Source organism: Deinococcus aquatilis DSM 23025 (assembly GCF_000378445.1).
Classification (GTDB): Bacteria; Deinococcota; Deinococci; order Deinococcales; family Deinococcaceae; genus Deinococcus; species Deinococcus aquatilis.
In genome coordinates this window covers 1-12,727 of record NZ_KB899771.1, presented here as the reverse complement: position 1 = coordinate 12,727, position 12,727 = coordinate 1, and the positions used below count along the sequence as shown (strand labels likewise).

11 protein-coding genes and 3 pseudogenes are annotated in these 12,727 nt (G+C 60.7%); 6 read left to right on the top strand and 8 right to left on the bottom strand.

All coding sequences use genetic code 11. The features are described from left to right. Window positions 1-434 precede the first annotated feature (434 nt). Window positions 435-1,641 (top strand): annotated as a pseudogene (locus F561_RS28365) (IS3 family transposase). 194 nt (window positions 1,642-1,835) lie between these two features. Here the strand turns inward: F561_RS28365 and F561_RS0123480 are convergent. The 5 genes from F561_RS0123480 to F561_RS0123460 form a co-directional block, all read right to left on the bottom strand. Further along, window positions 1,836-2,165 (bottom strand): hypothetical protein, encoded by a 330-nt coding sequence (locus F561_RS0123480; protein ID WP_157452141.1) that lies wholly within the window; start codon window positions 2,163-2,165, stop codon window positions 1,836-1,838. 808 nt (window positions 2,166-2,973) lie between these two features. Continuing rightward, the gene (locus tag F561_RS0123475) at window positions 2,974-3,678 is read right to left on the bottom strand and encodes a B3/B4 domain-containing protein (RefSeq protein ID WP_019012405.1); all 705 of its coding nucleotides are present in this window, start codon (window positions 3,676-3,678) and stop codon (window positions 2,974-2,976) included. Between the two features lie 46 nt (window positions 3,679-3,724). Then, window positions 3,725-4,246 (bottom strand): pyridoxamine 5'-phosphate oxidase family protein, encoded by a 522-nt coding sequence (locus tag F561_RS0123470; protein WP_245556624.1) that lies wholly within the window; start codon window positions 4,244-4,246, stop codon window positions 3,725-3,727. A gap of 40 nt (window positions 4,247-4,286) precedes the next feature. Beyond that, a complete protein-coding gene (locus tag F561_RS26690; protein WP_019012403.1) occupies window positions 4,287-5,270 on the bottom strand; it encodes a DMT family transporter in 984 nt (327 codons plus the stop codon). Next, window positions 5,267-5,767, bottom strand: a complete 501-nt coding sequence (locus F561_RS0123460; RefSeq protein WP_019012402.1) for a GNAT family N-acetyltransferase — start codon at window positions 5,765-5,767, stop codon at window positions 5,267-5,269. The genes F561_RS26690 and F561_RS0123460 overlap by 4 nt, the downstream gene beginning before the upstream one ends. Window positions 5,768-5,822: 55 nt before the next feature. Between F561_RS0123460 and pdxR the strand changes: the two genes are divergently transcribed. Then, entirely contained in the window at window positions 5,823-7,307 is a 1,485-nt protein-coding gene (pdxR, locus tag F561_RS0123455; protein ID WP_083922623.1) for a MocR-like pyridoxine biosynthesis transcription factor PdxR, read from the top strand. A 521-nt stretch (window positions 7,308-7,828) separates the two neighbouring features. Here pdxR and F561_RS0123450 read toward each other — a convergent pair. Both F561_RS0123450 and F561_RS29330 read right to left on the bottom strand, forming a co-directional pair. Continuing rightward, window positions 7,829-8,608: an AIM24 family protein gene (locus tag F561_RS0123450; protein ID WP_019012400.1), complete on the bottom strand. Its 780-nt coding sequence runs from the start codon at window positions 8,606-8,608 to the stop codon at window positions 7,829-7,831. Between the two features lie 449 nt (window positions 8,609-9,057). Further along, window positions 9,058-9,186: pseudogene (locus F561_RS29330) on the bottom strand (rhodanese-like domain-containing protein); the annotation flags it as partial. A 53-nt stretch (window positions 9,187-9,239) separates the two neighbouring features. Here F561_RS29330 and F561_RS28355 point away from each other — a divergent pair. From F561_RS28355 to F561_RS0123425, 4 genes and pseudogenes are all read left to right on the top strand, one after another. Further along, window positions 9,240-9,951: pseudogene (locus F561_RS28355) on the top strand (IS6 family transposase). Window positions 9,952-10,287: 336 nt separating this feature from the next. Then, a complete protein-coding gene (locus F561_RS0123435) occupies window positions 10,288-10,818 on the top strand; it encodes an RrF2 family transcriptional regulator (protein WP_019012397.1) in 531 nt (176 codons plus the stop codon). Window positions 10,819-10,933: 115 nt separating this feature from the next. Continuing rightward, on the top strand, window positions 10,934-11,398 hold the full coding sequence (locus F561_RS0123430) for a carboxymuconolactone decarboxylase family protein (protein WP_019012396.1): 465 nt from the start codon (window positions 10,934-10,936) through the stop codon (window positions 11,396-11,398). A 279-nt stretch (window positions 11,399-11,677) separates the two neighbouring features. Continuing rightward, window positions 11,678-12,346, top strand: coding sequence for a hypothetical protein (locus F561_RS0123425; protein ID WP_019012395.1), 669 nt, complete (start codon window positions 11,678-11,680; stop codon window positions 12,344-12,346). A 130-nt stretch (window positions 12,347-12,476) separates the two neighbouring features. Here F561_RS0123425 and F561_RS30650 read toward each other — a convergent pair. Beyond that, window positions 12,477-12,727, bottom strand: a 251-nt coding sequence (locus F561_RS30650) for a transposase (protein ID WP_019012394.1), incomplete at its 5' end; no start/stop codon positions are given.

Here is a 12,727-nt window from a genome sequence, read left to right as displayed (position 1 = left end):
GGGCCTAACGTTGTTGGTGGCATGCCGCCCGCCTCCCGGAACCAGCGCGCCCCGACGGCTGGCGAGATTCCTGCGCCAGTCGCAGCACGTTCACTTGACCCCCCTGCGGCGATCAACGCCCAGAATCGCTGCTGGTCTTCTCGCCGTGCCGCTCTTGGCCGTCCTGGTGAGCGCAGTTTACTCCGTTCAGATCGATCTGACTGTCGTTTGATTGGCTTCATCACAACCCCCTCATTTGAGGTGTTGCGACCACCACTTGAATCCACCCAGTACACCAGTGGGGTATTTCAGCAAGAACTCGCTGCACACCAGTTGGTGTGCAGCATGAGCGGAAAGGGGGAATGCTGGGATAATGCCGTCTCAGAGAGCTTCTTGGGGATACCTCGTTTTTGCGTACCTGAAGAAACGCCTCGAGAATTGACACGAGGTGAGGCATGTTAGGGCGCAAGCATTACAACAAGGAATTCAAGTTGGAGGCTGTCCGGCTGGCGAACGAGCCGGAGCAGAGCGTTGTGCAGGTGGCCAAGAATTTAGGGATCAGTGCCTCAGCGTTGCACCGCTGGGCTCGCGAGCTGGGCCGCCAAGGGCCGGTGGCCTTTCCTGGTCATGGGAAAGCGGGGTTGACCCCGGAGCAAGCGGAGATCAAGCGCCTCCAGCGCGAGTTGGACATCGCCCGCCAGGAGCGGGACGTGCTGAAAAAAGCCGTGGCCTGTCCCCTGCAGAACGGACGCGCATGAGCACGCCTGCCCGCTTCTTTGCGAAAGAAAGTTGATGCGTTTTCGTTTTATCCAAGCGCATCGACAGGAGTTCCGACTCGACGTGATGTGCCGCGTGTTGGAGGTCACGAAGAGTGGATACTTCACCTGGCAAGGAAGGCCCACTAGTCCGCGCGAACGCCATGACACCGTGCTCACGACTGAAATTGAGCAGATTCATGCCACCAGCAAAGGTCGGTATGGCGTGCCCAGAATTCATGCGGAACTGCGCGAGCAGGGCAAGCCCTGCTCGCGTCGGCGGGTTGCCCGTTTAATGACCGCCGCCGGGTTAAAGGGCAAAGACCGCAAAAAATACAAGGGCACGACCAACAGCGACCACGCTCATCCTCTGGCGGACGATCTGGTGCAACGCCGCTTTAAAGTGAGGGAGCCGAACACCGTCTGGGCTGCAGATATCTCGTTTTGACCCACCCGTGAAGGATGGCTGTATCTGTCCGTCATTTTGGATCTTCACTCGCGCTTGGTGGTGGGTTGGGCGATGGGAGAACGGTTGACGACGGATCTGCCACTGGCGGCCTTGCAGATGGCGTTTGCAGGGCGAAGGCCACCACCTGGTGTGGTTCACCATTCGGACCGCGGATCGCCATAGACGAGTCGCCTGTACCAAGCGGCGTTGCGAATAGGTGGGGCCATGCCCAGCATGGACAAGAAAGGGGATTGTTTCGACAACGCAGTGGTGGAGTCGTTCTTTTCGACCTTGAAACGGGAGTTGCTGTTAGACCACGTGTTTCACACGCGCCAGGAGGGGCGCAGCCAAGTCTTTGAGTATCTGGAAGTGTTCTATAACCGCCAGCGACGACATTCCACGTTGGGCTACAAAACCCCGCTAGAATTTGAGCAGCTCAGCATTCACGCCGTGGCGTAACTGTAAGTACGCGAAACCGAGGCAAGCTCAGTACAGAGGCAAGCCTTGATAACAGTCCCCAATAGCGTAAACAAGACGAATGATCATTGGCCGGATCAATACCCATAAATGTGTTCGGCTGTGATCCGCACTGGAGTCTGGGCAGGATGCAGCAAGGTTCGAACATCCTCAGGCAGCTCCGGGGCTTGGATGATCTACCAGGGATGCCCCATCAGCGGTACGCCGTCCTCAGGGACGCTCAGGCTCCCGAGGAGAGGCTCTAGAGCCAGAGTCCAAGCAAAGCGCCCCAAGATGCAATCCAAGATGACGTTGGCCTCAATGGTCTCCAGCGAGGACGGCAACTGGGTGAATCGGGTGAACCACTCGGGCCAGTCCTGTTCCAGCGCCTTGAATGTGCCCCCAAAGAGGATGGAAGGCGCTTTGTATTGAGGGGACGCCTCCAGATGGAAGATGTCGCGGAAGGGAGACAGGTCATCAAAGGGGAAGCGCTGGAGTGCCTGGCGGTTGGAGTGCGTCAAACGCATTTCCCCGAGTGTGGATATGACCAAAGACCACGGAGCGAGTGCCCATAGACGGCATGCTGGCACACCAGCGTCGGCATGGGCATCAGCCAGGGCTATCGGCTGCATGAACTGGACACCTGCTGCATACCGCGCCATCATGTCCAACATCAAAGGCGACCTTCTTGGGTCGCCTTTCTTCCTTAGTTCTAAGCACCACGAGTCAACCCCTTCCAGTATTGACGACGATTGAAGGCAACCGGGTTCAGCGGGTGGGAGCTGTTGACTCCATGATGGCCTCAGCCAGCCGCTGGTCATCTGTGCTGATAGGGGTCTAATCCTGATACACCATCGTGACCATCCGGGTCCCGAAGATATTTGAAGAGGGCGGCGATGGGTTGGCCATCCGCGGGTTGTCGGCCTTCCAGCTTGAGAGCGTCCATGGTGGCGAGGTCTGGAGAGTGGGCTTGTTGATAAGTCAGGATGTTGTCTTTGGGCATCCAGGGATTTTTCCATCTGCTCACGCGTGGGCTCACGCGAGCCCGCAGTATCCCTTAGGAGCTAGCACCGTACGCTGGGAACAATGCTGAAGCACCCAGTGTTCGGCCCCCCTCTGCCTGAGAACGGCATCAGGTCAGCCGTTGCCGAAACCATCCTGGTCTCCGATGGCAGCTTGAGCCTCCGCTGTTCACCGCAACAGCCTTCCCTTTTGCGCACCTCATTCAGCGCCGAGAGGTCCCTACTTTTACTGTGCGTGTGGGCCAGGCTGCTCTGCTTGGACACTCGCTCAAGCTCGTTCGCTCGCGCCCTGAATCTTTGGATCTGAACGTCGCTACGTGGCCCAGTCCCCCAAACGCACCCGCGTGATCTGGCAGCCAGGAGACAGTTCTGCCAGCAGTGTTTCCAGCATGTTTCCCGCCCACTCCAGCTCCTCAGCGGTCATGGGTGGTAGGGCATCAAACAGGAAATACGCCTCCTGCGTGTCTTCTGTCAATCGGGTTCGGGTGCCCTGCCGCCAGTTCCAGGCCCGGCACGTCACGCCCGCCTCATCCGCCCAGACCACTTCGCCAGGTGCAGGATGATCGGTCAAGTGGGCACCATCCTTATTCGTCTCGAACAGCTCCGTACCGTCCGCTACTTTCAAGGTCACTGGCCCGACCACGTGGGCGAGATCCTCACCGCCGCACGGCACGGCAAAGCGCACGCTCACCGCGTTGTAGGCGTCTGCCAGGCCGTTGATGGCGGGCAATTCACCGCCCTTCATCACCCGGGTGATCAACGCCTCGGCAGAATTCATCATCTTCTTGGGCTTCACGCCAAACGCACGGAAGGCGTCCTGCCAGGCCACCAGGTGCGGGTGTTCGGCAGGCGGCGTGGTCCCAAACCTCTGCCGCACTTGGGTTTCCGCTTCCCGCAGCATCGCCCTGCTGCGGTCGGTGCTGGGGCCGTTGGTGAGGCCAGTGGCGCGCAGCACCAGGCCACGGTAGGTCGGGAAGCGCTCAGCGATGGCCGGGCTGATTCGAAGCAAGTCAGTCATCAGTGGTTCTCCTGAAAGGAACAAGGAAGTCGGGAGGCGCAGCCCATCACTTGCGCTGTTGCCAGTGGGGTGAGGCCGTAGTGTTCTTGGCGGGCCACCGGTCACTCAACCTAGGCAGGTGGCCCTGTTTGCCCGTGATGTGCTCTGGCGTGATGGCATACACGACGGTTCCACTGATGCGGGGAAACGAGTCCTTCTCCCGGCTCCAGGAGTCTTCCGGAGCATACTTGTCCATAAAAGCCCGGTAAAAGCGCACCTTCTCGTCCACGTCCTCCACGATCCGAATCCGCCCGAAGACGATCACCGACCGGTACGAGACGGACGTATCACACTCAATGTGCCCGTACGGGAAAATCTCACCGGGCTCGTCCACTTCAAAGCTCACCTGATCGTGAAAGCGGACATTTGTCAGGAAATGCCCTTCGTACCGTGCCGTATGCAGGTACACCTGGCCATCCTGCCAGGTGAACAGATTGGGAACAACGTAGGGATACCCATCCGGGCCGAGAGTCCCGGTGCGGCCACAGAAGGCGGCGGCGAGAAACGCCTCTGCTTCCGGCCGAGTCATGGCTTTGTCTTGGCGTCTTATCTGTCCCCGTGGAGTGCTGTCAGTCATCATGGTCTCCTGGAGAGGTTGAGGGAGTCGGTTCGGCTCGGGCGATCAAGGGTATGCCAGCTCCCGGTCTGGTCGATCCAAATGGAGTTCGCTTCAGCACCGTCTGGGGATGAGCCGACGTGCCCCACCGGGTGACGAGGACAGCTGCGCCTGAGATCAAGCCGCCGCCCAGCAGCGTGAGCGCGCCGGGCCGTTCGTGCAACACCAGCACCCCCAAGAGCGCACCTACCACGGGTTCGAGATTCACGAAGACGCCTGCGAAAGACGCGGAGGTGCGTGAGACGCCCCAGTTCCAGAGCACGAGGGTCAGGGCAGTACAAGCGATCCCCAATCCAGCCAACGCTGCCCACACAGTGGGCGCGAGGTGGAGGTCAAGGCGACCTGACAGGAGGGCAAATGGCAAGGTCAAGAAGGTTCCCGCTGTCAGCGTCCAGGCTGCCGTGATCGCTGGCCCGTACGAACGGACAAGGCGTTGGCTGAACAGCAGTCCGCCGACGGCTGCGAAGGTAGAGGCGAACACTAGACCGTCCCCCAGCACCGTGCGTCCTGGGCCCGGCGATCGCACGATCAGAGCCACACCGAGGGTGGAGGTCGCAATGGCTGCCCACCCCAAACGGGACAGACGTTCTCCGGCGAACCGCCAAGCCCCCAGGGCCAGCAGGGGGGCCAGGACGCCGAGGATCAAGGCGGCGCTTGACGCACTGGTGTGCGCGAGACCGCCCACTTGCAGCAGGTAGGTGGCGGGCACTTGCAGCAGGCCCGTGAGGACGAACAGCGGCAGGTCGCGCCGCCGAGGGAAACGGAGCTTGGCGAGCGCGAAAGGCAGGAGCGTCAGAGCGGCAAACGTGAAACGCAGCAGCACCACGTGAGCCACGGGAAGAACATCGAGCGTGACCTTGCCCAGCAAGAACGTTGTCCCCCACAGCACATTTGCCAGTGCCAACGCCAGGATCGGCAGCGCCGCGCTGGAAGTCACTCCCTCAGCTCGCTGGTCGGTTCAGCCAACGCAGCCAAGGCAGCACCGCTCAGCCCATAGTCAATCCAGACGGGATTGGCCTGAGCCCCCAGCCGTTCGTAAAAGCGCTTGCCGGCCTCGTTCCAGTTGGCGACCGTCCAGCGCACCGAGCCACAACCCCGGGCGGCAGCTTCTCGGGCGGCGGCACGCATCAGCTCCTCCCCGATCTGCTGCCCACGGGCAGCCTCTGTCACGTACAGCTCTTTGATGTACAGCGTGGGTTTGGCCGTGGCCGTGAAAGGCACCAGGTAGAACACCAGCATCCCTACCAGGTTACCGCCCTGTTCAGCCACCAAGGCAGAGAAGTCAGGCGGATCTTTGCGAAAGCCTTGTTCCCGCAGGACGTGTTCGTCCACCGCAAAAACATCAATGTAGTGCTCAAATTCAGCCAGCCCTCGCATCAGGGGCAGCAGCTGTGGAATGTCCTGTTCAGTGGCTAAGCGGATGATTGGGGTCACACCGAGTATCCTGACGGCTCAGTGGTCTGACGGAAAGGACCAATCGGGGAGGAAAATGACAAACCATTTGCCCGTTCGGTTGCGGGAGAGCACGGTGGATCTGCCTTTGTCCTTGGAGCGGACCGGGAGGCGGCCCATAGCACCACAGTTGGTGGCGCAACTGCGCGCCGCGATTCTGAGTGGGCAGGTTCAGCCGGGCACTCGCCTCCCCAGTACCCGAACGCTGGCCCAGGTGCTAGGCATTAGCCGGGGAGCTGTGGTCACGGCTTACGAAGATCTGTTGTCGGCGGGCTATCTGGTGGGCCGCGTCGGGGCAGGTACCTACGTCATTGCAGACGTGCCGGTCATCCAGGCTGCGATCCCAGGAGCCCGTGCCGCTGAAGGGATGCCCCGCTGGCTGCGCGGTTCACCGACAACCCCGGACGTGACCGCGTCAGGCACTGGTGAGGACGTCATTGACTTCCGGGTGGGACAGCCAACGGTGGCCAAGCTCTCGGACGCGGCCTGGAAGCGGGCCTGGCGCCGGGTGGCGGAAGAGGCATTGCCCGGCACGTATGCAGACGCGGCCGGTGATCCGGAGTTGCGGGCTGAGGTCGCCGCCTATCTGGGGCGTTCCCGAGGGCTGCTGTGCTGCGCAGAGGACGTGGTGATTACCAATGGCACCATTCAGGGCCTTCACCTGGTCGCGCGGGCCGTCCTCGCGCCTGGGGACATGGTCGCCTTTGAGGAGCCGGGGTACCGCCTGGCCCGGCAGGTACTGCGTGAGCGGGGTGCCCAGATCTTGCCGGTGCCCGTGGATGAGGACGGCCTGCGGGTCAGCGAGCTGCCCGCAGGTGCCAGTGCACCGCCCTTGGTGTACACCACGCCGTCTCATCAGTTCCCCCTGGGGAGTCGCCTGTCGCTTTCCCGGCGCCACGCCCTGCTGACCTGGGCACGGGAGCAGGACAGCCTGATCGTGGAAGATGATTACGACGGCGAATTCCGCTACGACACCACTCCCTTACCCGCGCTGGCCTCCCTCGATCCTCACCGCGTGGTGTATCTGGGCACCTTCTCGAAAGTGCTGTCCCCGGCCCTGCGGGTGGGGTACATCGTGGGACCACGGGTCCTGCGCGAACGGTTGATAGACCTGAAGATCATCGCGGACTACCACACGTCCTGGCCAGTGCAGCGGGCCCTGACGTTCTTCCTGCGCTCCGGGGATTTAGAACGGCACCTGGGACGGATGCGGCGGGTGTACGCCCGCAAGCGGGAACTTCTGGTGCGCGAATTGGCGGGAGCACAGTCTGTGGCGCGGGTGGGCGGCCTGGAGGCGGGCTTTCACGTTCATCTGAAACTGGACGAGCGCCTGAATGCAGCGGAAATCGTGCGCCTGGCAGAGGAGCAGGGCGTGCGCGTCAGTGTGCTCTCGCCCTTCTATGTCTCGAACACCGCACCGGGCGGGTTGCTCCTGGGTTACGGCGGGCTGGAGCCGGCACACATTGTGCGCGGCACCCGGGTGCTGGTCGAGGTGATGAACCGTCTGGCCGTTCCCTCCTGAACATTCGGGCAGCGACCAGAATCCTTCGTCGGCGGCAGCGGTCTAGGATGTTGCCTTCACCTGACACGCGGCAGCTTGAGGGGAAGCAACGCATTTGAACTCCCGTCCCGCTCATGTCCTCTGGGGTTGACCGGGAAAGAGGCGCGGCTTGGGCGCCAACGCAAAAACGTCCAGATGACTGAGCTTTCGCCGCTATGTTGCGCCGAGCCAGTTGAACGACTCTTCGGGGCATAGGAAGAATCCCCTTGGCATGCGTAACGACTGCACATGGGACTCTACCTGTCTACATATCCCTTCTCTTTTGCAGCACCTTTGAGCGAAAGGGACGCACACGCCGCTCTGAAGAAGAGTCTTCGCCAAAGCGTTCCTCACTTCCCACTCTCTGACCCTTCCGATCTCTTCGGACCTTGTTCCGGGTGCGGCGCTGTTAAAGACACCAGGCGCGTCTGGGCTCCATCACTCCAGCCCGCCTGAACGCTGCTGCGTCTCTGGCCGCCGCCGCACGGCCGGGGCAGCTGGACTCAGGCTAGGCTGCCTGCCGCGATGTGGGTTGGCGTTAGGAACACCTGGCCGGGACCGTCCAAGGTGTAGACCAGGCCTTCGCCGCTGCGGGCCGCATTGCGCAGGCCCTTCACGAGCGGCCCGAGTCGAGGGTTCATCGTGGCGGTGTACATCAGCATCATGTCGCCGTCTACCGTCACGGTCTCGCCCCTCAGCACGTCGAGAATCTCAATTTCATGCACGCTGACCGGCGACTCGATGACCAGCAGGCCTTCGCCGTCCAGTCGGGGCTGCATCAGGCCGTTGCCGCTCAGCGCACCCTGAACCTTGGTGTGCTGATGGGTGCTCAGGCGCAGGCTGCCCTGGGCTGCGTAGTAGGCCTTGTCATCCACCAGCATGCTGTCGCCGCCTTCCATGTTGGCAAAAACAAAGTGTTTGCGGGTGGGTTCCGTCCACACCTCTCCCGTGCCGCTGACCCGGGTACCGTAGGCCGATTCGCCGGTCCCGGCGCTGCGCACGGCCCGGCCCAGGAACCCGCCGCTTTGCCCAGCCTGCTGCTGCACGACCTCGAAGCTCAGGTTGCCGTGGCTATACGAGAGAATCCCCGGCTCGAGCACCACGCTGTCGTTGTTGAGCATGAACTTGATCTGGCGCATGCCCGTATCCTTATAAATCTGCCGGAACGACGGTTCATGGTCCGCCGCTCCCTGCACCAGCTGGTCGGCGACCTTGCAGATCGCGTACAACTCAGCCTTCAGTCCACGGTTGGTTTCAGTCTGGATCACAATGCGGTAACTCATCACATTCAGCCTAACGCACGGCCAGGTGCACCAAGGGAAGAGTGGGCACACCAGTCCACTGCCGACGCCCTCTGCTCAACCGATCAAGACCGGCTGGAGGAGGCCACCGCTCTTCTGGCGCAAGTACAGAGGAAGGACGAGTAAACAGTGGGAGCGCCCGACCACCTGAAGGAGAAGCGTACGGAACGCCTGAACTTACAGGACTCGGGTCTGGCATGATATTGGACACCCCCACCGCCCGCCAATCCGGCAACCGGACACCCGACCACGGACCCTCAAGCGCTGAGGTGCAGGAAGTCATGCAAGACGCACGCAGTGCGGGCAGTACTCAACCCTGGGCGTTTACGTATTACCCTCCACGCGGTGGCCCCAGCCCCTGCACCAACGAAAACCACTTCCCGGAGTCGGATGATTCGGCTCCAGAACGGACTGGGATCGATAGATACTCACTAATGTCGTTCTTCCCTCTCGCCTGTGTGCACCGGCTGACCTGCTTCGGCCCAGGCTTTTATTCCGCCGTCCATATGGGCCACGCTCGTGTACCCCATCTGTTGCAGGGTGTCCGCAGCCAGCGCAGAGCGACCGCCGGAGGTTGTATTGCCTTAATCGGTCTGGGGTAGGCTGACCCGCCGTGACCGAGCCGAAACCTGATCGCCACCGATTCTAAGGTGGCCATCATTCAGCACGCCCAGACAGCTGTACCACCGCTTTCCGCTCAGCGATCAAGATGTTCAAGAGTTGCTCGACCAACGCGGCATCGGGGTCAGCCACGAGACACGCCGTGAGTGGTGCATCCCATTCGGTTCCCTGTTCGCCAACGAACTCCGTTACCGGGAACCCCGGCGGGGTTCCCAGTGGTACTTGGATGAAGTCTGTACGACGGGAGATGGTGTCCGGCATTGGGTGTGGCGCGCAGTAGACGAGCACTGTTTCGTGCAAGGTGGTCTTCTTCAACGGCATCGGAACACCGAAGCTGCGAAAACCTTTTTAGTCAGACTGCTGGATGAATATAACGTCCCAGAGGTGATTCACACCGATCAGCTCTGGAGTTATGGAGCCGCGATCCGAGAGATCCCGAGCCTCGTTGACGTCAACCATCAAAAGGTGATCTCCACGGCCCATTGCCACAACGTTACCTTGCAGGAACATCGCTCCACACGACGACAGGAGCGAAGTCAGCAGGGATTCAAGCGGCGCAAACGCGCTCAAGAATTTCTGGGGTTGCCTGCCCGCATCACGAACCTTCATCATCAGTCCCGAACAAGCGTTTCTGCTGCCACCCGAAGAAAAATCAGCAGCAAGCATTCCAGACGTGGTCAGCCGTCGCGGCAAGGGGAGCCTGAAGTTAAGGCAACACAACCTCGCCAACAGCTTGGCTTCTACCTGCAGGTTCCACACCCGGAGGCGCTCCAAGCGCTTTGCCAATGCTGCTGGACTCTCCACCAAAGGGATCTCGGACGACATCCTTCAGTCAAACACCCCAAGGCGGACTCCAGGCGCCCTTCTCGAAAAGGCTCAGTTTACTCCAGACGTGGCTGCCACCCACCTCGTGTCTTCAGCTCATCACTGGTCTGAACTTGCCCTTGCTGTCAACAGCACAGGCAACCCTGGGGCATAACTCTATCTGTGGCCCTCCACTCGGCACTTTCTTGAGGGTGGGGGTTCGGTATGGTGAGGGAATGAAGTTGGGCGACGGCGTGGAATGGGCCATGCACTGTGTGGCGACCTTGGCAGATCTCCCTATACAGGGCGTCATCAGCAATGCAGATTTGGCTGAGTTCCACGGATTAGCGCCCAGTTACCTGATCAAACATCTGAAGGCTTTGGCCAAGGCTGGCATCCTGATCTCGGTGTCTGGCCCAAAAGGCGGTTTCCGCTTGGCCAAGGCACCGGAACAGATCACCTTGCTTGAGATCAGTGACGCCTTGACCGAACAGCAACCCTTTTTTCGGTGCACAGAAATTCGGGCGTGCTTTGTGGGCAGTCAAGGTGCGTGCGTTGCCGGGGAGGATGGCCATGCTTTGAAGCCCTGCGAGATCAATGTGGCCATGCTGCGAGCTGAGCGGGCTTGGAGAAGTTCCCTCCAGTCGGTCACAGTGGCCGATATTCGGCAGCAGGTTCGGGCCAATCTCTCTCCTGCGAAGCTGGAAGTCGCAGGGCGTTGGCTAGGGGAACGGATCCGGTTCTCTCCAGAGCGAAGGACCAGCTGAGCGCAGCCCCAGGTACTGATCACCGAGCCGGGCCAAGGACGTTTGTCCTGATGGAGCCGCCTCTCACTCCCTACACTCCTATCGAGGATAAAAATTATCTTCAATAGGAGGAACTATGAGCCCACGTATTGCCTTACACGAAGTTGATCCTGCTGCCTTCCGCGCCCTGATGAATTTTGGAACCTACGCTTCCGCCGGCGACTTGCCGGCCCCGCTCAGGCATCTCATTCATATCCGCGCGTCGCAAGTCAACGGCTGTGGCTACTGTCTCATCATGCACCTGAGCGAAGCGCGCAAACATGGTGAGACCCAAGCCCGACTCGACCTCCTGGCGACGTGGCGAGAAAGTGATCTCTTCACGCCTGAGGAGCGCGCCGTACTGGCCCTCACCGAAGAAGTCACGCTGCTGGCCAACGCTGGAGTGAGTGACCAGACCTTCGCTGCGGTGCGCGTGCACTTCAATGAGGAACAGACCGTGCGTCTGTTGGCAGAAATAATGAGCATCAACAATTGGAACCGCCTCAACGTGGTCTTACACACCCCAGCCGATCTGAAGGCTGTCCGCTTTCCTGCGCTGTAAATGATGCCTAGGTGCTGGGGTTTCTGTCACCATTCAGAGGCTCCGGCACTTCACCGGGTAGGCCAGGATCTGGGGTGAGGTCGTGCAGCAGGCTACCTGAACTTCGGGCTGCCTGCCAAGACCGTTGGTCTATACCTCGTTAACTTGCCAGAACCCCAATGATGCTCAAGAGAAAACGGTGGCGGTAGGACTTCCAGTCAGACGTAGCTCATACCCTACTCGCCTTAACTTACCAGCACCCCGGTTGTTAACCCCTCGTCGCGATGACTAAGATCTCTTATGTTCGGTTTCCCGAAACCCACCACAGCCGAGAAGCGCGCCGAAGACGCCGCCCGAGCGCAAGGGCTCATCTGTTACGAACAGGTGCAGGCGCTGGTCCAGGCAGGTGACCTCGCGGGGGCTGTGCAGGCGATCAATCCTTTTCCGAGCGCGCATTACTTCAGCGAAGCGATTGAGGTCGTTGCGCGGGCCCAAGTGCAGGCCGGCGAACTGCTGGCGGCCGTGGCTACCGCTCAGCGATTACCCTACGCCGACACGAAAGGTGAAGTCCTGGGGGCCGTGATTGGAGTGCTGCTGCAACGGGGCGATCTCGTTGGGGCGCAGTGGCTAGCGGCCACCGTGACTGGATTCCGGTACGTGAGCGTGATGAAGCAGATTGCGCAGGCTCAGCAGCAGGCCGGAGAGACTAAATCTGCCCGGCACACCCTGGTACAGGCGCGAGCGTACGCCGAGGGGTTCAGCGAGGGGGACATGAAAAACGGGTACTTTCGATCCTATTACCTGTCCGACATCCTAGAGGCTCAGCTCCGCTTGGGCGACGTAGCTGGGGCCACCCACACCGCGCAGCTCATTGACCAGCCTGAGGACCAAAGCCGAGCACTCCGGATCATTGCAGACCTGACGACAAACGCGGCTGGCAACGCCCACAAGGACAGCGACTCGGCTTAACGGCTGTTGCACGAGGTCATCTTGGTGCTTCAGGTGGACGCTGCCAGAACGGCTGCAAGAGAGTTGCGCCGCTCCCATTTCGGTGAACTTCAGGTGGGTCATGGAGGTTCATGAAAAACTAGTACAGCGTTCAATTAATGCGAACGGCTTCGTAGTGTCGTCCGAGGGTTCGTCGAGCGTCCTGTGTGGAGAACTGCCAGTTGAGGATGATGCCCACGCGTTCACGCGCGGTAACCCAGGCCTCGACTTCGGAACGCAGCCGTTCCAGCGAAGGAATCCGCCGATTTAAGCACTGCCGCTGAAGGGCGCTGAATTCCAACTCCGCCATATTCAGCCAGCTAGCGTGTTTCGGCGTGTAGATCCACTCGAATCGGCCCACCA

Coding starts and splice junctions, on each gene's coding strand:
- pdxR (WP_083922623.1), top strand. CDS start 5,823: ATGACAAACCATTTGCCCGTTCGGTTGCGGGAGAGCACGGTGGATCTG.
- F561_RS0123425 (WP_019012395.1), top strand. CDS start 11,678: ATGTTCGGTTTCCCGAAACCCACCACAGCCGAGAAGCGCGCCGAAGAC.
- F561_RS0123435 (WP_019012397.1), top strand. CDS start 10,288: ATGAAGTTGGGCGACGGCGTGGAATGGGCCATGCACTGTGTGGCGACC.
- F561_RS0123475 (WP_019012405.1), bottom strand. CDS start 3,678: ATGACTGACTTGCTTCGAATCAGCCCGGCCATCGCTGAGCGCTTCCCG.
- F561_RS0123430 (WP_019012396.1), top strand. CDS start 10,934: ATGAGCCCACGTATTGCCTTACACGAAGTTGATCCTGCTGCCTTCCGC.
- F561_RS0123450 (WP_019012400.1), bottom strand. CDS start 8,608: ATGAGTTACCGCATTGTGATCCAGACTGAAACCAACCGTGGACTGAAG.
- F561_RS0123470 (WP_245556624.1), bottom strand. CDS start 4,246: ATGACTCGGCCGGAAGCAGAGGCGTTTCTCGCCGCCGCCTTCTGTGGC.
- F561_RS0123480 (WP_157452141.1), bottom strand. CDS start 2,165: ATGCGTTTGACGCACTCCAACCGCCAGGCACTCCAGCGCTTCCCCTTT.